Source organism: Aliinostoc sp. HNIBRCY26 (assembly GCF_050235535.1).
Classification (GTDB): domain Bacteria; phylum Cyanobacteriota; class Cyanobacteriia; order Cyanobacteriales; family Nostocaceae; genus Trichormus.
Map to the genome: position 1 here is coordinate 1923670 of NZ_CP189852.1, position 19642 is coordinate 1943311.

A 19642-nucleotide genomic window follows, 5' to 3' on the forward strand; every position below is an offset into this window, starting at 1 on the left:
TACTTCAGTGATTTTGCAGTCAGTTTACGCAAAATTTACTTATTCGTCTGTATTTTCTAGGTTTACCCCCAAAGCTTGTAATCTTGCCTTGAGTTCTTCTACTTGCTGTTGTGCTAGTTCTTTTTGTTGTCTTTCGTCCTCAGCGTTTATTTCTGCTAAAGCGGCTCTTTCTTCTGCTGTGGGTAATAGTTGCTTGTCTGGGCTGAAAAACCGCAATTTTGACTCATGAATACCCAAGAACAACTCTAGCTGTTGACTCCACAACCATCCTTGAGAATTTGGTTCTATAGGCTGATATTTACCACTAACTAAGCAAAACCCTTGAAATTCCAAAGTCACAGGATGAAACCAAAAATATTCTGGTGTGCGAAAAGTCTCTTGATATAGCTCAAATTTAGTTCCTTTATCCACTTTGGCAGTGCTATCTGAGAGTAATTCCACAATCACGTTAGGATATTTACCCTGTTCTGCCCACAATACCCAACTTTTGCGGGGACGGTTTTCACAACCTAAAACTACAAAGAAATCAGGGCCGCGAAAATCTCTGGTGGTAATTTGCTCTGGACTAAAATATATTGTTAAATTGCCACTGGCGTAGAAATCATTACGGTTACGCCACCACCACTTGAGACAAGCCAACAACAATTCTATTTGTTCTCGGTGCAGATCACTTTCCACAGGTGGCTCATCACTCCACAAATCACTAGGTGGAATGATAATATCTTCTACCTCTGTATGTATAGTGTCCGCAGTTACTTCCGAATCTTTAGCAGCCGTCACGTCGCTTTGCTCCGAATTCAAAATTCAAAATTCAAAATTCAAAATTAAAACACGACCAGGATAAATCCAGGGGCTGGAATTAATGTTGTTTCACTTTTTTATTCTTTATAAATAATGGGGATTGTACCATCAAGGAATAATTAGTCATAAGACTGAGTGACCAAATTGATTAATTTTAGTTTAAGGCTAATTTCATTGATTATTTGTCGGTTGGGAGAAATGCTGTTTCAGTACATCTAACCGTGAACAGTGCCAATAATCAATATGAGAATTAATTAAGCCATTGGAATTCAGCCCTAGTTCACTCCAGCCAGAAATGGAGATGCGGGGTTTCCAAGGTAGGGGAGTATTCCAACTCAGTGTCCATTTGGTTTTGATTGTGTTTTCCAATTTTTGAATATTATGCAAATCCATCCGGCAGTTTAAAAACCAAGTTTGGATGAATTTAATCATTTTTTTATATCGCTCAACACCGCGAAAATTATTTAATGGATCTTGAAAATAAACGTCATCAGCATAAATGCTGTAAGTTTGATTAGTGGGAAATCTTTGGTAGTCTGCTTTGAGAATTTCGATAATATCCATTTATTTTCGGAAAAAGATAGGTTCAAAATCTCGCCCCTGATGGGTGGCTGAATTAATTGCGTTAGCGTAGCGGGCGAAGTCCATTGCGAATTGCGAATTGCGAATTGCGAATTGCGAATTGGTTTTATTCATTTGGGTTAGATTCTACTTCTTGCCAAAGTCTTTCTAATTGTCTGCGCCAGGCTGCTAAAACTTCTTCTCTATCGGCTGAAGTTTGGTTTATTTCTCCTAATAATCCTTCTGCATAGAACCGTTCTAGATTTTGCATGGTGGCTTGGAGAGATTGTCCTTGTTGTTTAGCGGCTTTCACAATTTGACGAATGCGGGTTTCAATTAGGCTATTGAAGACTTCGTTTAAGCCTGCACTGTGTAAAGAGATGAGTTGAGCGATCGCACTCTGTAAATCAGCACTGACTAAAGTATGACTATGATGGTGATACACTCCCCAAATTACACCTTCATGTAGAGCATAGCGGACTGCTTGAGTCGTATCAAAGTTAGCTGCTAAAAACTGTTCTAGAAATGGTTGTGCGGCTTGCAATGGCACAATGGGTAATAACACCCGCAGCCAAGTTTCATCTTCTGATAGCAATACCAACAGTCTAAATCTAGGCGTATCTATTTGCCATGAGCCGGATGCAAGTGTTTGTATGTCGGCTGTACCGAATATTTCAGTCAGAGTTCCCGCTATTTCTTCAGGTTTCACGCTACTTTGCTCCGAATTCCAAGTTCAACAGAAGAACACTAGCGTTAGATAAGTTTAGGGTTACTTTAAAAATCTACCACCTTCACCTCACACTTAGTCACCTGGGAAGGTTAGAAATTTGGTCTTTTAGTAAGTCGCGCCAGCTTTGAGCAAAATCTTTTTAATTACCGGATGTTTTTTGCCTGTATTTTCTGCAAAAAATAAGGCTGTTTCACCATTTTCAGTTCTACTGTTGACATTTGCCCCAGCACGGATTAAAGCGCGCATTGCCCAAGCTTTAGATTTGATGACGGCTTTCATGAGTGGAGTTAAACCATCTGTATCAGAGAACTGGTTAACGTCTATCCCAGAAGCTACTAAAATCCTAATTAACCTAACACTACCACTCTCTGCTGCTGAGAAAATTTCTGTCCCTTGCCAAGAACCATATTCAGCACCAGCTTTGAGCAGGATTTTGGCAAAAACTGGGGGAATAATGTCATCTAAAACTGCACGATTCAAAGCTGTATATCCTTCCTGATCTCTATAGTTGACATTAGCACCAGCACGAATCAAAGCCCGCAATGCCCTAGCTTGAAAAGCATAAATCCCAATTGCACGCATTAAAGGGGTTCGCCCATTTTCGTCAAGGCGATTTAAATCTGCTCCTAATTCTGCAAGTAACTTGATCATTTGTACATTGCCAACATTAACTGCACAATGAACAGCAGTGCTACCATATTCATCTACAGAATTGATATCTAAACCTTGTGCAACTAACTCACGTACTGTAGTTGTGTCACTGTCCAAAATAGCGTTAAAGAATTTTTGTAGGGATTGATTTTCTCGTCGCTGTTTGCGAATTACGGCTTTTGGTAATTCTCTAGCAGCGTATTCAATTTCTTCTGTATCTGTAATTAAAGGCAGTAAATAATCACAAATTTCCTGATGCCCTTCATAGACTGCTTCTGAAAGCGGACTCATGTAGCCATCATAGTCAATCCACAGATTTGGATTTGCGCCTGCTTCTACCAAATAACGAACAATACTCACGTCTCCTGTTCTAGCCGCCGCAATTAAAGGTGTACCCCACTCTGTACGGAGATTCAAGTAAGCACCAGCCGCAATTAAGATTTCTAAAATTTTAATATCTTTACTCCACACCCCATGAGCCAGCGCATTAGATAGAGCATGACCATCAAATGTTTGTAATGCTAATATCTGTTGAACGGTATTTAGCCTTCCCAACCCAGCTGCAATTTCCAAAGCTTCTTTAAAATAGCCAATCTTATCGCTTTCAAGGGTGCTAGTAATAGCTTGCACTAAAGTAGTTTTTAGTTCTATATCGGTTTCCTCTAATAACCATTGTGGTTGCCATTGCTGGGGATGATTTTCTCCATATTCCGTGGGCAGAGTTACGCCGTGATGACAATACAGCCCAGTACCATCAATAAATTGAACAGCAGGCTCTCCTTCTGCATGGAGGATATTTTCAGCATTAAACAAAAACCGCGTTGGGCGATCGCAAACTAAACAAATGTTTTCAAAGGGAATAATCCAGCCACAGGATTGCACAAGTTTTTGAAATACTTCCCAGGCAGATTTATCATAAGGTTCAAAGAGTGTATGACTGGCGACAGAAAAATGAAAATCAAAAAATCCACCTTCACAGGCATACCAATGAAGCGGTAAAAACCAATAAAAGTTATAGCAGTATGAAAAGGATTCTGATTTATCTTCCAATAGGTAATTTCTTAAACTTTCTGATAACTTTCCATCTATTTCTGAAGTTGCATCCGAGCGCAACTGAGAACTAATAAATTCATCCCAATGCCCAATAGCATTTATGTTGTTAATATAAAACTTCTTGTGTAAATTACCGATTAACTCGTTGCCGAATGATAAACCATCTTCAGTGAAATAAAGACGCTGATAAAGGGGTTTTGCTACTGTTGCTGCTGCATATAAACTATCAAAGACTTGAATTTCTGGGGTTGGTAATTGCAGCAATTCGTAGACTGATTGTACTGCTTCAATAGCTTTTGAAGGGTTAATCCTATCAGTTGAAAATGCTATTTCATGCCACTTTTCTCGATAACTTGGCATTAGAGATTCTTGTTCAGGCGTAATTTCATCAAGAAATGCCATAATCTCACCAAATGTTGATTATCTTGGATTTATCTCAGGACTTCCAGAAAATAAATTATCTAGTTTTCCGAGAACAGATATTGTTATTTTTCCCCTGCCCCCTTACTATTAACATGATTGTATATTTTTGAAATTGTCAGTCCCTTAATCTGATTCGCCTTCATTTGAAGACAGCATAACTGGTTGTTGATACAAGGGAACTGTGAAGGTGACTGTAGAACCAAGTCCTTCACCAAGACTGTAGAAATGTACTTCCCCGCCCATTGCTTCGACAAGTTTTTGGGATATGGCTAAACCCAAACCTGTACCACCGTATTGACGAGTACGAGAACCATCAACCTGAGAAAATAGTTGAAAGAGTTTGTCTTGTTTATCAAGGGAAACACCGATACCTGTGTCTGCTACTCTCACTCTCACCATCCCAGGGAATTGTTGTTCTGGGCATTTGTTTTTCTTGACGACGATATCCGCACTGACGGTAATTCCGCCTTCATGGGTGAATTTAATGGCATTACCAACTAAATTCAACATCACTTGCAGTAGTCTTTGGTAATTACCGTGAACAATAATGTCATCGGAAGTGGGCGGTAATTGCATCCGGAAACTGAGGTTTTTACCTTCCGCTTGGGGACACATGAAGTTTTCGACATCAGCAAATAATTCATCTAGTTTGACTGGGGCGCAAACTAGTTCCATTTTGCCGGCTTCAATTTTGGCGATGTCTAAAATATCGTTAATAACAGTCAGCAGATGTAAAGATAATTCGTGGGCTTCGGCTAAAAACTGATTGCTTTCATCTACATCATCTACCATGCCGTCTAAAATCAGCTTTAAGAAGCCAATCATCCCATTTAAGGGAGTACGGATTTCATGGGAGACGTTAGCTAAGAATTCACTCTTGAGGCGGGAGGCTTCTTCGGCTTTTTGTCGGGCGGCTTCTAGTTCTTTGTATAGGGTAGCATGAGCGATCGCAGTGCCTAATTGATCTGCAACTTCTTTGGCTAATTCTAATTCGGCGTTAGTCAGTGGGTAACATTCATCCCGTAGATTAATGGCAATTAAAGCATTGGCTTGGTCTTTATAGCAGGTAGCGACTACTAAAATTTTATGTTGGGGACAAAGATTATACCCTGGCACTTCCATGATAATGGGTTCGAGGGTAGCCAAGGCTTGAGCAAAGGCGGGTTCTGCGTGAACGTCTATCTCTAGTCCCAGCATTGAAGGGCGTTCTGGCTGGTGATATTCAGCAATTACCCGCACTTTGGAACTAGAAGGCTGATAGGGGCAAATAATACACCTTTCGAGGCGTAATGCTTTACCCAAACTATCAACGGTTTGTTGCCAAATGACATCTAAATCTAGAGTCCGGCGGATATTTCTGGTAATTTGATTGACGAGTTTTTGATGTTGTTGCGATCGCAGTACGGAATCCACCTGATGGGGTGGATTAATGGCAACATTGACTTCTTGCGTATTAACTTTAACTTGTAATAGCCTCCCCGTGACCAAAACTGTAGTTGCAGCAGTTCCCACAGGGGGCATAATTGGGCAAATTGCCAACTCCAACTCGAATAAATTGCGATCGCAGCTAAACCAGCATTGACACCTTTCTGGAACTAAGCTTGTTAAAATTCTGTGCAGTCTTTCTAAATAGGCAGTCTGATCTACTGGGAGGAAGATGTTCTCTCCATTAGATTCGGTGACTATCCGTTCAGGTTGAAAACCTAAAAGGTCAGTTTTCTGCCAATAAAAAGACAGGTAGCGTCCTGTCCCATCCTGCATATATACCAACTCAGAGCCGAGTGTTGGTAAAAGTCCATCACCCTTGGGGTTGATTGATTCCAGATTTTGGGAAAATATGTGTGGCAATTGGGAACTAGCAGTAATAGTCATTAATCGAGTTGGATAGACAGATGGCAACTCAAAACAGTTTTACTAAAGCTTGGTAAAGCTTGGCATAAAAGATTACAGCTTTACGCACTGAGTATTGCGTATTTTAGCTGTTCTGGAATCTAGATTGACCAACTTTACAATTTTCGGCTGGATTCTTTACAGCCTATTTATGAAAACTGGAATCAATCATTCCATTCACCTCTAGGTGGAACTGGGATGCGATGGGGACTACGTGTCAGTTCATCGTCTCGGAGAATCTCGCCGCGTAACCATTGACGAATCGCTACTTCGATCACCTTACTGGGATCGTCAGTCAGATGCTGAATTTGCTCTAGTAACTCCGAATCCAGTTGGACAGAGATTTCCACCTTATCGGCTGGGATTGACTCCGCATCGGTAGTTCTTTCTTGCATATTCATAGGTTTATATACTCAGTTACGGTCTTTTCACCAGCTTTATAAAGCAGTTATATTGACTGTTCGGGTTGTTTACTGACAAATTGTTAAAAGTTTATAGTTACATAGTTCCCCGAAATTTCATCAAACTAACAGCGTCAGGTAGCAAGTGGCCATTTTCTTAGCGGTTTCCAGACTGTCGGCTGGAAGTTTTGTCAGTAAATTAGAATATCAGGGCAATTACAGGTGGTAATTGACCATCATCTCTACACTATGTACTTATATATCTTTATTGTACGCTTCAGGTTGATGAATACTAGCAATGAAAAATGGACTTTATAGAGATTCTTAAAAAGTATGGAGGGAATCTTTAAGGAGGGGATTGGGGATTGGGGATTGGGGATTGGGGATTGGGGACTGGGGATTGGGGACTGGGGATTGGGGACTGGGGACTGGGGAGACAAGGTAGAAGATGAGAAAAACTGTTCCCTGTTCTCTAATGACTAATGACTAATGACTATTGACTATTGACTATTGACTATTGACTAATAACTAGCAGCGTCTTGGCAAAGAAAGCATTAAAATACATGAAGTAAATAGCTTTTTAACCTTGGTTGCTGCTTCAGCAAAGATTAGTATATGACTGACGTTCCCGCAGTTCGCATTCGCAATTTCTGTATTATTGCTCACATTGACCACGGGAAATCCACCCTTGCCGATCGCCTCTTGCAAGCCACGGGGACTGTTGAAGACCGGCAAATGAAGGAACAGTTTCTCGACAACATGGATCTGGAACGGGAGCGCGGCATTACAATTAAGCTGCAAGCTGCCCGGATGGACTATCAGGCGAAGGATGGTCAGCACTATGTACTGAACCTGATTGATACTCCAGGCCATGTAGACTTTTCCTATGAAGTGTCGCGCAGTTTGGCGGCTTGTGAGGGGGCTTTGTTGGTGGTGGATGCTTCTCAGGGTGTAGAAGCACAAACTCTGGCTAATGTCTATTTAGCCCTAGAACATAATCTGGAAATTATCCCCGTTCTCAATAAAATTGACCTACCTGGGGCTGAACCAGATAGAGTCATTAGTGAAATTGAGGAAATTATCGGTCTTGATTGCAGTGGGGCAATTTTAGCCTCAGCTAAAGAAGGCATCGGGATTGATGAAATTTTAGAAGCGATTGTCGAACGCGTACCACCCGCACCAGATACTGTCAATGAACGCTTAAGGGCGTTAATCTTTGATAGTTACTACGATGCTTATCGAGGTGTAATTGTCTATTTCCGGGTGATGGACGGAAAGTTGAAAAAAGGCGATCGCGTCTATTTAATGGCTTCCGGTAAGGAATATGAAATCGATGAGTTGGGTGTTCTTTCCCCCAACCAAAAGCAAGTTAATGAACTCCACGCTGGGGAAGTGGGATATTTAGCCGCCGCCATTAAAGCGGTAGCGGATGCACGGGTAGGTGATACCATTACCCTATCAAATGCTAAAGCGACAGAACCCCTACCAGGCTACACCGAAGCTAACCCGATGGTGTTCTGTGGGATGTTCCCCATTGACGCAGATCAATTTGAAGATTTGCGGGAGGCTTTAGAAAAACTCCGCCTCAATGATGCTGCACTGCACTACGAACCAGAAACCTCTAGTGCGATGGGTTTTGGTTTCCGATGCGGATTTTTAGGCTTACTGCACATGGAAATTGTCCAGGAACGCCTAGAAAGGGAATATGATTTGGATTTAATTATTACAGCCCCCTCTGTGGTTTATAAGGTAGTCACAACCAAGGGAGAAGAACTGTATATTGATAATCCCAGCCACTTACCTGCACCTAACGATCGCGAACGCATCGAAGAACCCTACGTGAAAGTCGAAATGATTACACCGGAGGGGTTTGTGGGGACGCTGATGGAATTGGCGCAGAATCGCCGGGGTATCTTCAAAGATATGAAATATCTCACCCAAGGACGTACCACCTTAACTTATGAATTGCCCTTGGCGGAAGTAGTCACCGACTTTTTCGACCAAATGAAATCGCGATCGCGCGGTTATGCCAGTATGGAATATCACCTGATTGGCTACCGCGAAAATCCCCTAGTTAAGCTAGACATCATGATTAACGGCGATCCTGTGGACTCCTTGGCCATGATTGTCCACCGTGATAAAGCTTACAACGTGGGGCGGTCAATGGCGGAAAAACTCAAAGAATTAATTCCCCGTCACCAATTCAAAGTCCCCATTCAAGCCTCTATTGGTAGTAAAGTCATCGCCAGTGAACACATACCCGCCTTGCGAAAAGATGTACTCGCCAAATGCTACGGTGGTGACATCAGCCGGAAGAAGAAACTGTTACAGAAACAAGCTAAAGGTAAAAAGCGGATGAAATCCGTCGGTACAGTTGATGTACCCCAAGAAGCTTTTATGGCTGTACTGCGTTTAGATCAAGGGTGATGAAAGTTACAGATTAGACTTGAATTGTAGGTAAAAATTCCATCCTGATAGGGAAGAGGAGACAAGAAACAGACAATATTCTGTTTTCTGTAACCTGTTCCCTATCATCTATTTGGGGGTGTGAGACTGCATTCAACTTGAGAATTATTCAGCTACTCTAAAGATTTTCCTTGGGATTGATAATTTTTGATCAGCTTTGCCCACATAACGGCCAAAAAATCCGAAAATTTTAGTAAATCTACTTAACTCCAAGTCTTCACTTTCAAAAGTTTAAATTTTTATAAAGCAAATTTGCTTTTATGTAGCCTCATCCTAGAAGCTAGGATATTTACCGAAGTTCGCTTGGAGGCTGAACCTCCTGACAACTTCTCACCAGTGCAGATTTTCTTAATTTTGAATTTTGAATTTTGAATTGCTCAAAGCATCGGGGAGTCTAGTTCATGAAAATACTGGTACTAAGTTGGGAGTTTCCACCGAGGATAGTTGGCGGGATTGCGCGTCATGTGGCAGAGTTGTATCCCGAACTAGTGAAACTAGGCCACGAAATCCACTTGATCACCGTAGAAGTTGGTAATGCTTCGATGTACGAGATAGTGGAGGGAATTCATGTACATCGAGTCCCAGTTTCTCATAGCAATGACTTTTTTCACTGGGTAGTCAATCTCAATCAAAGCATGGGACATCATGGTGGTAAGTTAATTTCCGAGGAAGGTAACTTTGATTTAATCCATGCCCATGATTGGCTAGTAGGAGATGCAGCGATCGCTCTCAAGCATACCTTTAAAATTCCCTTAGTTGCTACCATTCACGCCACAGAATACGGACGCTACAACGGTATTCACAACGATATCCAAAACTATATCCACGGTAAAGAAAACTTACTTGCCTACAACGCTTGGCGAGTTATTGTCTGTACCGATTATATGCGCCAAGAGGTATCCCGCGCCTTAGCTAGCCCCTGGGACAAAATTGATGTGATCTATAACGGTATTCGTCCCGAAAAGAAACAACATCACGAAGATTTTCACGCCCAAGATTTTCGTCGTCAATTCGCCGCCGACCATGAGAAAATTGTCTACTATGTGGGACGCATGACCTACGAAAAAGGCGTATCAGTGTTAATGAATGCCGCCCCCAAGGTACTGTGGGAAATGGGAGGTTATGTCAAGTTCGTGATTGTGGGTGGTGGAAATACCGACAACCTCAAACGCCAAGCCTGGGATTTAGGAATTTGGGATAAATGCTACTTCACTGGCTTTATTACCGACGAATATTTAGATAAATTCCAAACAGTAGCTGATTGTGCAGTTTTTCCCAGCCTTTACGAACCCTTTGGCATTGTTGCACTAGAAAGCTTTGCCTCACGAGTTCCTGTAGTGGTGTCAGATACAGGCGGCTTCCCAGAAGTAGTGCAGCATACCAAGACAGGAATAGTTACCTGGGTAAATGATCCCAATTCTTTAGCTTGGGGAATTTTAGAAGTATTGAGAAACCCTGGTTATCGCCAATGGTTAGTTGATAATGCTTATGCAGATTTAGAACGCCGCTTTAGCTGGCCGAAATTAGCCAAGCAGACCGAGAATGTATATCTGAGGGTAGTGAAAGAGCGATCGCAAGTGAATTGGTAATTAGTCATTAGTCATTAGTCATTAGTCATTAGTCATTAGTCATTAGTCATTAGAGAACAGGGAAAAGTTTTTCCCATCTCCTACCTTGTCTCCCTTGTCTCCCTTGTCTCCCTTGTCTACCCAGTCCCCAGTCCCCAGTCCCCAGTCCCCAGTCTCCAATCCCCAGTCCCCAGTCCCCAATTTCAGTAACAAAACACAGCCTCAAACCCAGCCTGAATGTTTATTTTGGACGCTTTCAGGCTAAAAAACAACACCATGCCTGTACGCTGGGAATTTTGCCCTGAGAAGTGCGAAATTAAGCAATAGTTGCCGTTTGCACTATAAGGTTAGTATGACAAGGGCATTCCCAGGTATAGCAAGGTTCTTGAAGGCCGCAGGAGCTATGTTGTTGAGGGTGTTCAACCGTCTTACAGCATACCTGACGTTCGATTTTGAAAGCAACACGACCGAAATTCTGACTCCATTGGCTGGCCCTGTGTTTAACTTGGGCGGTGGTGGCCCTGATGTCGAAGCAGCTATTCAGTGGATGATTAACCAAGTCAGAGGCGGTGCTAATTCTACGCAGAAAATCAATGTTGTAGTCCTTCGTACCTATGGTAGTGACGACTACAATCGCCTAATTTACGAGATGAAAGGTGTGAACTCTGTCGCCACGCTGATAGTCAGTAATCGCCAAGATGCCAATAGAGACGATATCGTACAAAAAATCCGTGATGCGGGAGTAGTATTTTTTGCTGGCGGCGACCAATGTCAATACATCCGCAGTTGGAAAAACACCAAACTAGAAGCGGCTGTGCGGTCAGTGTATCAAAGAGGCGGCGGCATTGGTGGCACTAGTGCGGGGGCAATGATTCTCAGTGATTTCATTTATGATGCTTGTGCTTGCGAAGACCCCATTGAAACTAAGGATGCTTTAGCAGATCCTTATGAAAATATTACCTTTACCTACAACTTTTTCCGATGGCATCATTTGCAGGGAACAATAGTTGACACCCATTTTGATAGTCGCAAACGCATGGGACGAATTATGGCGTTTATTGCTCGTCAACTTCAAGATGGTGTAGCTAAGAGTGCTTTAGGTATTGCTGTTAGTGAGGAAACATCGGTAGTTGTAGATAAATATGGTAAAGCGAAGGTGATGGGGAGAAATGCAGCGTATTTTGTTTTAGGAGATCACCCGCCTGAAGTCTGCAAACCCAGCACACCATTGACGTATCATGACTACAAAATTTGGCGTGTTCCCAGTGGTGATACTTTTGATTTAAATAATCCACCGAGTCGGGGTTATTATTTCCGCAGTGTGAAGCGGGGTAGATTTGATTACGATCCTTATTGAAAGTTGGTGCGATCGCATTTTTTGTGAGAGTGCGATCGCTTTTTCGGGTCACTCTTATTTCTCTTGACGCTTTAAATCAAATTCGAGTTGCTTATACACAGCATATTTTCCTAACAAGGATATTTATTGGGGTATCAGCATTTGATTTCTTCTATGCTCGTTTCTGTAACCCAAATTGCATATTTACCAATGTCCGAAACCCAATTTTGGGACTAGTAGTTTCTAAGCTAAATACTAGCTCGCCTCTGGGATCTGATGCGCTGCCAGCTTCGTACGCCTGTAGCAATTCATCCGGATCTTGAGTTAGGGTTTCTCTAGTGATCACCAAAGCTATTTCGTCATCGTAGTAACTTCTGGCATTACTCCATTCACGATCTTGGCCAAGCCACATCTCATCAATGACTACTTCTGGCAGAAATTCTTGTACAGCTTGCCAATCGATTGTATCCGGTAACATTTTCCCAAACCAACGGGCATAACTTTTAGCATTAGTCAGTTTGAGATTAGTGGCTGAATGGGTTTCCTCTGTGATTTCCAGTGAAAATTCTGAAGAATTATCTGCATTCATAGCTAGATATGCTTGATATTGCCATCTGGCTACAGGACGACAAGCAATCCAGCAATACAAAGGTCGGTATTGAATAATCGGATCAACTTCTCGCCAGGGATGTGGTTCACTGGGAATTAACATCATAGGCATTAATTCCCGCATATCTAACCAAATATCACCAGCAGCCCCATCTGTAGGCAATTCAAAACCAACCCAACCTCTTCTACCCAAATAACGACTGTGCGGCACTGTAATAATTTCACTACTTGTACCCTTTTGAATGAATTGCTCTAATAATGAATGTTCTAACCAATATTCAGCGTTAGCCAATGCGTGAGAGAGAGATGGCAGGGAAGCACTCTGATCCTCAGATGTTAAATAGCCATAAAAAGCATTTGTTAAGGTCACGTCGCTGCGCTCCGAATTCAAAATTCTTCCATTCAAAATTAAGTCTAATGTGAATTAAAATCGGGTAATTCCGTAGACATTTGTAGGGGCGTGTTCACCGAGATCATCGTTAATTGTTCATGATATTTGATTAACCCGTCCCTGCCGAGTCTCATTAGCTCCAAGCATAGGATATTTTTTGGATATAGAAGGTTTTCCTAATTCACATCAGGTTTAAATTACAATCCACATCTATAAATTTAGTGGCTTGGATCATGATTTTTTCTGTATGACATTCTGTTGTTTCTCTATGGTGATTGATGAATTTTACACAGAAGTTTTCGGTTTCATATATGGTGTTTCACTGCTACCACCAATTTCAAAACTTTCCCCAGTTGCCTTGACTGCTGGCTGGTTGGCAGTGCGAATGAGAATTAATTCACCATAAGTAGAAGCTATATGGCCTTTTTGTAGGATCAGTTTAAAGCGTTTATCATTAGTGGGTTTTCCTTGTTTGAATCCTTCTCCACTTGCACCATAGCGGAGTGTATTGTTACTAGTATCTAGATAAAGATGCTTACCGATTTTGTCCCGATATTCTACAGGCCAGCTTTCTGGCAATGGATCAGAATGGCTTTTAATAATGCAAGGGACTTGAGTTAACCCTGCAACCTTTGCGGCTAGAAGACGACGGTTATCTTGACTTACTAATCCAGCTTTAACTCCAGAAGACACTTCTGCTGTTTCAACCTTGATTTTGTCAGTCATTTGCACCACACTACATGGGTCGCCTCTCCAACCTCCTTTGATCATGTGTTTGATGACGGTAGTAATTGGTGTTGCACCTTCGCCTTGGGTTTCTGATTTCACATCGGATTGACTCCAACGGATTTCCGACAAATTTTTGATTTGAACTGCTGACGCAGTACCTGTGGGTACTTGGATGCGCTTTTTCCCAGGACCAGGCACTTTTTCCACAAAACCTTCATCTGCTTCTACAGTACCTGCAATCACTGCCTCTTCTTTGCTAGGAGGTTTGGCTTTTTCTTTTTGTTCTTTAATTGAAGTATCCCAAATATCCAGGAAACCAATGATCTCATCATTGGTTTCTGTTTTTAGTCCTGATGTGTGAATTTTGCTGACAATTTCGTGGGCTGAGAGCATTTCGCCAACTTCTTCCACATCTTCTTGGTCAAATTCTCCACTGTCAACTCGTACTTCTAAGGCATACTTAGCAAGTGAAATATTTTTGTTGAATAGCAGTGTAAAGATTAAGTCTATGAATTCTCCTCTACTCTCACTTGTGGTTTTCATCTTCTGAATTGGGTAAGATATACCACCACTTTGCTGTACTACATGGGTTAACTCATGGGCTATCAACTCCTGTCCGCCGCGACTCCCTGGCTGATATTCCCCTTGCCGAAAGAATACATCTTGCCCTGTTGTAAATGCCTTGGCTTGAATCGAGCGATTTAATTGGTCTGATTGGGCATCAGTATGCACTCTCACACCACTGAAATCAGCCCCCATCGCTGTACTCATCTTTGCTTGCAAACCAGCATCTAATGGCTGTCCCCTGCTTCTAGCACTAGTAATGGCGGATTCTAAATCTGTTGATGCTTCTCCTCCCTCTAAACCTCCCCGTCGTTGTATTGAGGGTTCGGAAGTTGAACGAGCGATCGCCGGTGCATTAATCCTTTGTACAACTAGTTTTGCTGTCCTGTCTGCTTCCTGCTCGTATTTATCTCCTGGTGCGCCGATCGCTAACTTAGCTTGTACAGGCGATTGTTCCCCTGCTGGGTTAAAAATAGTGAACTCTGGCATCTGGCTTTCGTATCCCTGCGCTCCTGGCGATTCTTTCCTTTCCTCTGCTTTTGGCTGTACAACAAAGGGACGAGATACCAAGGAATTGTTCACCGAAGATTGCTGTTGTGATGCTTTATGAGTTCGCATAGCTGCACTTCACTTTTAGCCAAATTATGCTCTATTGTGTCATTTTTTTGACAAAAGCAAATTAGACTATAGGCTAATTTTGATGAATCATAATATTTATAGATAAAGCACGCCTGCATCGGCAATTTTGTAAATCGCAGCCGATAATATTTGTAGCGGTAATTATTCTAGAGGTCTGATTGTGGTCTTTGCTCAAAGCAGTACCCCAGATATCATCACAACTCGCTTGACATTAGACGAGTATCGGGCGATGGAAGAAACCAGTCCAGAACGCCATGAATACCGTAATGGAGAGATTATTACTATGTCGGGAGGTTCAGAAGTCCACAGTGCGATCGCTAGTAATTTGTTAATTTACTTAGGGTTTTTACTCAGAGACACAGATTTTCGTTTGTATAATAGCGACCTGCGGGTTTGGATTCCTCAATATCAATGTGGTACTTATACAGATTTAATGGTTGTGAATGGCTTGCCAGAGTTCAATGGCGATGTCTACGACAAGCCGCAAGAGCGTCTACGCAATGATGAAATTCTCAATCCTTTACTAATTGTCGAGGTTTTATCACCATCTACGGAAGCCTATGATCGAGGGGAAAAGTTCAGAAAATATCGCTCTGTTGCTAGCTTTTGTGAGTATCTGTTGGTGAGCCAAACTGAACCCTATATTGAGCAGTTTCATAACTTGGATCGTCAAAGCAATGATCGCTGGCAATGGCAAGTTTACTCTCATCTTGAGCAGGCAATTTTTCTGCACAGCTTCAATGTAGAACTTCCCCTGACTGAAATCTATCGTCGCGTGAATTTTTCAGGTTGCTGAAATGTTGAACAAGTGCTTTCCTCTGCTTTGGGCTGCACCCCTTCAGGGGCGAGACACCAAGGAATTAGTTACCGAAGATTGCTTTTGTGACGCTTTATTTTGAATTTTGAATTTTGAATTTTGAATTGATTCATGAGTCCGCATAGCCACACTCCGAATCGCAGCCAAATAATACCCCATTCTCTCATTTTCTTCGGTAATATCAATTAGACGTTTGGATAATTGCTATTCAGCAAAAATCATGCTATCCATCCCTTGACTTCTACATCAGTCAAAGGTCGCTCCATCTTGATATACTCACTTTTCGCTGCTTGTAAGATATGTTTCATCCCCACAGGTTCATCGGCATCGGCTGCTATAAACGCTGAATTCAGGGCAATATTACGGATATTCCCGCCAGCAACGCTGAGTTTAGCTAACTTCTCAAAATCTAAGTCTGCGGTGGGGGTTTGGGCGGGAAATACCCGTCGCCAAATCTCGGCGCGCTGATTGGCATCGGGAAAGGGAAATTGGACGATAAAGCGCAAACGCCGCAGAAATGCCTGATCTAAGGAGGCTTTTAAGTTGGTGGTGAGAATTGCTAAACCCCGATAGGCTTCCATGCGTTGCAATAGGTAGCTTACCTCAATATTGGCGTGGCGGTCATGGGAGTCTTTCACTTCTGTGCGTTTGCCAAAGAGGGCATCGGCTTCATCAAATAGTAAAATGACTCCTCCCCCCTCAGCCGCATCAAATACCCGCCGCAAGTTTTTCTCAGTCTCCCCAATATATTTACTCACAACTGCACTTAAATCTATGCGGTAGACATCTAGATTGAGGGTATTTCCTAATACTTCCGCCGCCAGGGTTTTCCCTGTGCCACTCGCCCCAGCAAACATGGCACTAATCCCCAAACCCCGTCCGCCTTTAGCCGCAAATCCCCACTGTTCATAGACTTTGGAACGCTGGCGTAAATGGGCAGCAATATCACGCAATACGCCTAATTCATTGGGCGGTAATACTAAGTCTTCCCACTGTGCGCTTGCTTCAATGCGTTGCGCTAATTCATCGAGGCGGGGACGGGCTTGGCTACGGCAGACATCCCAGAGAAAACGGAAGGCTTGGGCTGAGTCGGATGTTGGGTGGTGTTGGGTTTTGAATTGCCAACTGGTGGCTGTAATTGTAGCGGTGCTGAGGTTGAAGTGGGAAACAAGACGGTCAATGTGTCCATTCCAAGTGAGGGAGATGTCACTTAAGGCAGTTTGCCAAACTTGACGCTGTTCGGTGGGGCTGGGGTGATTTACCTCTAAGGTGAGCAAAGGACGCTGGATGGCGCGACGACGTTCTAAACTAGAGATCATCAGGGGGGTTTGTAGGGTGTCGAGTAGCTGATGGATGTGATTTTCCCCGTCTGGAGATTCGGTAGTGCGATCGCCATCCAATAATATTACCCTGCCATACAGTCGCCATTCCCTTTCCCACAAGCATTTGATCAGATTTAATTGCTGGGTGTCACGGGGTAAGTTCTGGGCAGCAATAGCATAAACTGTTAAGTGTAAAATATCACAGGCATGGGCAGCGATCGCTTTTTTGCTGGCGGTTTCTGTACCGCATAGTTGCAATATGGGTAAGGCGCGCTGTTCTTGAGAGGCTTGCAACCAGCAATTTGCCATTTGTTGTGCTAGGGCTGTATGGGATGGCACTAAGTTTTCTGTCTGTACGGGGGTAGCTCCTAATTGTGCCAATCGCTCATCCAATGGGCGCAATCCTGCCAAATAATGAATAATCTGCTCGTCTAATCTTAAGGGAGAAATCGTCAATGTATGGGACGGGGCAATTTCAATAATCCGCCAGCGTCGCAAGGGTGCATCGTGAGTGAGTAAATCCCAATAAGAACCAGGAGACATAGAGAATGCTAAACTAAATGTGGGATGTTCTAACTGTGGTTGTCCTTGGGCTGCGGCACATAGTTTTCCCCAGTTACGGTCAAATTCCATCCCTGCACATAACAGCACAATTTGCCGTTCTAATTTAGATAGGTTAAAGATTTGACACAGTTGCTCTATGGCTGGGGGTGTTTGCTCAAAGGCTTGGTCTTCCTCATAATCTAGGAATATGCCTTTCTCCCTACTGTGATTTTCCGGTTCTTTGTCTTCAGCCAATTGTTCTAAAGCTTGACGGGTTTGGGAGATTAAACCCATCAAGTAACGATGATTTGCGGTGTACCAGTCTTTTGTAACAAATTGAGACGGCATTTTATACTAAAGTCTTTTGTTTACGTAAACTTTGAATGGTAGCGATCGCGTGTTTCGCTACTATATCAATTTCTGCCGATGTGTTAAACCTACCTATCCCAAAACGAACGGCAGCATAAGCCAATTTTTCGTCATGTCCCAAAGCAGTGAGGACGTGAGAGGGTGCTGTTTTCGTCGATGAACAAGCTGAACCAGAGGATACGGCCATAACTGGCTGTAAACCTAAAGACAATGCTGCACCATCCACTCCCTCAACGCTAATATTCAAATTACCTGGTAATCGCTGGGTAGGATGTCCATTTAGGTGAATTCCCTCTAATTGTGAAAGCTGACTCCATAAGTTGTCTCTTAACTGGATGAGGCGGAGGCTTTCTGTTTCTTGTTCGGCTAAAGCAATTTCTACAGCCTTACCAAAGCCAACAATTTGCGGTGTGTATAGAGTTCCTGAACGCATTCCTCGTTCATGTCCTCCCCCGTGTTGTTGGGGTGCAAGTTGCACTCTGGGGTTGCGTCTGCGGACATATAATGCACCAATACCTTTTGGCCCGTAAACTTTATGGGCTGTTAAAGACATCAAATCAATGTGCATTGCTTGCACATCTAGAGGAATTTTCCCAATAGCTTGGGCTGCATCTGTATGGAAAATTATTTGGCGGCTGTGGCAGATTTCCCCGATTTCTGACAGTGGTTGTAATACGCCAATTTCATTATTAGCCGCCATCACCGAAACTAAAATTGTCTCAGGACGCAACGCTGCTTCTAATTCTTCTAAATCAATTAATCCATCAGCTTTGACTGGCAATATAGTAATCTCAAAACCCAGGGTTTTTAAATATGCACAAGGGTCAAGCACCGCACCATGTTCAGTTGCTACAGTAACTATATGCTGACCTTTTTGAAAATAAGCTTCTGCTACACCTTTAATGGCTAAATTATTAGCTTCCGTCGCACCGCTAGTAAAGACAATTTCTTCTGGGGAAGCATTAATTGCGGCGGCTAAAATCTCCCGCGATTGTTTTACAGCCGCTTCCGTTTCCCAACCGTAAATATGACTAATACTTGCCGGATTGCCAAATTTTTCTGTAAAGTATGGCAGCATGGCAGCTAATACACGCTCATCTACAGGTGTAGTGGCGTGATAATCAAGGTATATGGGATGATTAGACATAACTATTGCAATATTTGACTCAGTTTTTTTAAGATAGCAAGGACTTGATACCGTTCACTTTGACGTTTTAATAGCGTAAATTCATCTGATAAAGCATAAGTTAATGTATTTAAATTAGTTAATTTGATAAAAATAAAGTGACTGCCATTAGTTACTAATCCAAACACAGGTTTTTCTTGGTTGGGATGGCTGATCATATAAGCTAATGCTTGAGCTATATTCTCTGTCAGAGAAAATGCTGCTCGTTTAGATTCAATGACGAGTAACCATAATTGCTCTTGAATAACTAAAACATCAATTCTACCTCTAATCACTTTTCCTGCGTCTTCTAAAGATATTTCGATAGATTCCTCAGTGAGAATAGAAAATGGCGCACGATAAAATCCAGCTAAATCTAATAAAGGAGACAATACCACCATCTTGACAGCGTTTTCTAAAATAGGTGGTCTTGTAACTAAACTCAGAAAATTAGCTTTAACTCTATCTAAATACTGTTTTTCTAAGTCTGTAATTTCCGGTAAAGACTCAAACCATTCTGGAAAAAATCTATCATTTTCCGCTAATTTGAGTCCAAATCTTGCTTCTAAATATGCAATTCCAACATTTTGAGCTTGGATGAATTGAACCATAGG

General features: G+C 42.4%; 15 protein-coding genes. 4 read left to right on the forward strand and 11 right to left on the reverse strand.

Annotated features, from left to right (window positions below; all coding sequences use genetic code 11):
- Positions 1-39: 39 nt before the first annotated feature.
- From ACQFX9_RS08180 to ACQFX9_RS08205, 6 genes are all read right to left on the reverse strand, one after another.
- Positions 40-780: a Uma2 family endonuclease gene (locus ACQFX9_RS08180; RefSeq protein WP_427161520.1), complete on the reverse strand. Its 741-nt coding sequence runs from the start codon at positions 778-780 to the stop codon at positions 40-42.
- Positions 781-972: 192 nt separating this feature from the next.
- Positions 973-1365 carry a DUF2358 domain-containing protein gene (locus ACQFX9_RS08185; RefSeq protein ID WP_427161522.1) on the reverse strand — a complete coding sequence of 131 codons (393 nt, stop codon included), beginning with the start codon at positions 1363-1365 and terminating at the stop codon, positions 973-975.
- A 124-nt stretch (positions 1366-1489) separates the two neighbouring features.
- Entirely contained in the window at positions 1490-2071 is a 582-nt protein-coding gene (locus ACQFX9_RS08190) for a hypothetical protein (RefSeq protein WP_427161524.1), read from the reverse strand.
- 126 nt (positions 2072-2197) lie between these two features.
- The gene (locus tag ACQFX9_RS08195) at positions 2198-4198 is read right to left on the reverse strand and encodes an ankyrin repeat domain-containing protein (protein ID WP_427161526.1); all 2001 of its coding nucleotides are present in this window, start codon (positions 4196-4198) and stop codon (positions 2198-2200) included.
- A gap of 144 nt (positions 4199-4342) precedes the next feature.
- Positions 4343-6091 (reverse strand): ATP-binding protein, encoded by a 1749-nt coding sequence (locus tag ACQFX9_RS08200; RefSeq protein ID WP_427161527.1) that lies wholly within the window; start codon positions 6089-6091, stop codon positions 4343-4345.
- A gap of 182 nt (positions 6092-6273) precedes the next feature.
- Positions 6274-6510 carry a hypothetical protein gene (locus ACQFX9_RS08205; protein ID WP_103135329.1) on the reverse strand — a complete coding sequence of 79 codons (237 nt, stop codon included), beginning with the start codon at positions 6508-6510 and terminating at the stop codon, positions 6274-6276.
- 615 nt (positions 6511-7125) lie between these two features.
- Here ACQFX9_RS08205 and lepA point away from each other — a divergent pair.
- The 3 genes from lepA (at position 7126) to ACQFX9_RS08220 (ending at position 11901) form a co-directional block, all read left to right on the forward strand.
- A complete protein-coding gene (gene lepA, locus ACQFX9_RS08210; protein ID WP_236143620.1) occupies positions 7126-8937 on the forward strand; it encodes a translation elongation factor 4 in 1812 nt (603 codons plus the stop codon).
- 440 nt (positions 8938-9377) lie between these two features.
- Positions 9378-10565 (forward strand): glycosyltransferase family 4 protein, encoded by a 1188-nt coding sequence (locus ACQFX9_RS08215; RefSeq protein ID WP_427161529.1) that lies wholly within the window; start codon positions 9378-9380, stop codon positions 10563-10565.
- A 331-nt stretch (positions 10566-10896) separates the two neighbouring features.
- Complete coding sequence (locus ACQFX9_RS08220) at positions 10897-11901, forward strand: cyanophycinase (RefSeq protein ID WP_427161531.1); 1005 nt, start codon at positions 10897-10899, stop codon at positions 11899-11901.
- 151 nt (positions 11902-12052) lie between these two features.
- Here the strand turns inward: ACQFX9_RS08220 and ACQFX9_RS08225 are convergent, their stop codons facing one another.
- Both ACQFX9_RS08225 and ACQFX9_RS08230 read right to left on the reverse strand, forming a co-directional pair.
- The gene (locus ACQFX9_RS08225) at positions 12053-12859 is read right to left on the reverse strand and encodes a hypothetical protein (RefSeq protein ID WP_427161533.1); all 807 of its coding nucleotides are present in this window, start codon (positions 12857-12859) and stop codon (positions 12053-12055) included.
- A gap of 306 nt (positions 12860-13165) precedes the next feature.
- Positions 13166-14791, reverse strand: coding sequence for an eCIS core domain-containing protein (locus tag ACQFX9_RS08230; protein WP_427161535.1), 1626 nt, complete (start codon positions 14789-14791; stop codon positions 13166-13168).
- Positions 14792-14972: 181 nt separating this feature from the next.
- On the opposite strand from ACQFX9_RS08230, the gene ACQFX9_RS08235 reads away from it, so the two are divergent.
- A complete protein-coding gene (locus ACQFX9_RS08235) occupies positions 14973-15608 on the forward strand; it encodes a Uma2 family endonuclease (RefSeq protein WP_427161536.1) in 636 nt (211 codons plus the stop codon).
- A gap of 239 nt (positions 15609-15847) precedes the next feature.
- Here ACQFX9_RS08235 and ACQFX9_RS08240 read toward each other — a convergent pair whose 3' ends face one another.
- Genes ACQFX9_RS08240 through ACQFX9_RS08250 form a run of 3 tightly spaced genes read right to left on the reverse strand, consistent with a single transcriptional unit; the run spans position 15848 to position 19639 of the window.
- The gene (locus tag ACQFX9_RS08240; RefSeq protein ID WP_427161537.1) at positions 15848-17842 is read right to left on the reverse strand and encodes an ATP-binding protein; all 1995 of its coding nucleotides are present in this window, start codon (positions 17840-17842) and stop codon (positions 15848-15850) included.
- Position 17843: 1 nt separating this feature from the next.
- Complete coding sequence (locus tag ACQFX9_RS08245) at positions 17844-19010, reverse strand: cysteine desulfurase family protein (protein WP_427161538.1); 1167 nt, start codon at positions 19008-19010, stop codon at positions 17844-17846.
- Between the two features lie 2 nt (positions 19011-19012).
- On the reverse strand, positions 19013-19639 hold the full coding sequence (locus ACQFX9_RS08250; RefSeq protein ID WP_427161539.1) for a restriction endonuclease subunit R: 627 nt from the start codon (positions 19637-19639) through the stop codon (positions 19013-19015).
- Between the last annotated feature and the right edge of the window lie 3 nt (positions 19640-19642).

Excerpts from the sequence above, each read along its gene's own strand:
- ACQFX9_RS08185 (WP_427161522.1), bottom strand. The coding sequence starts at position 1,365 with ATGGATATTATCGAAATTCTCAAAGCAGACTACCAAAGATTTCCCACT.
- ACQFX9_RS08195 (WP_427161526.1), bottom strand. The coding sequence starts at position 4,198 with ATGGCATTTCTTGATGAAATTACGCCTGAACAAGAATCTCTAATGCCA.
- ACQFX9_RS08200 (WP_427161527.1), bottom strand. The coding sequence starts at position 6,091 with ATGACTATTACTGCTAGTTCCCAATTGCCACACATATTTTCCCAAAAT.
- ACQFX9_RS08205 (WP_103135329.1), bottom strand. The coding sequence starts at position 6,510 with ATGAATATGCAAGAAAGAACTACCGATGCGGAGTCAATCCCAGCCGAT.
- lepA (WP_236143620.1), top strand. The coding sequence starts at position 7,126 with ATGACTGACGTTCCCGCAGTTCGCATTCGCAATTTCTGTATTATTGCT.
- ACQFX9_RS08215 (WP_427161529.1), top strand. The coding sequence starts at position 9,378 with ATGAAAATACTGGTACTAAGTTGGGAGTTTCCACCGAGGATAGTTGGC.
- ACQFX9_RS08220 (WP_427161531.1), top strand. The coding sequence starts at position 10,897 with ATGACAAGGGCATTCCCAGGTATAGCAAGGTTCTTGAAGGCCGCAGGA.
- ACQFX9_RS08230 (WP_427161535.1), bottom strand. The coding sequence starts at position 14,791 with ATGCGAACTCATAAAGCATCACAACAGCAATCTTCGGTGAACAATTCC.
- ACQFX9_RS08240 (WP_427161537.1), bottom strand. The coding sequence starts at position 17,842 with ATGCCGTCTCAATTTGTTACAAAAGACTGGTACACCGCAAATCATCGT.
- ACQFX9_RS08245 (WP_427161538.1), bottom strand. The coding sequence starts at position 19,010 with ATGTCTAATCATCCCATATACCTTGATTATCACGCCACTACACCTGTA.
- ACQFX9_RS08250 (WP_427161539.1), bottom strand. The coding sequence starts at position 19,639 with ATGGTTCAATTCATCCAAGCTCAAAATGTTGGAATTGCATATTTAGAA.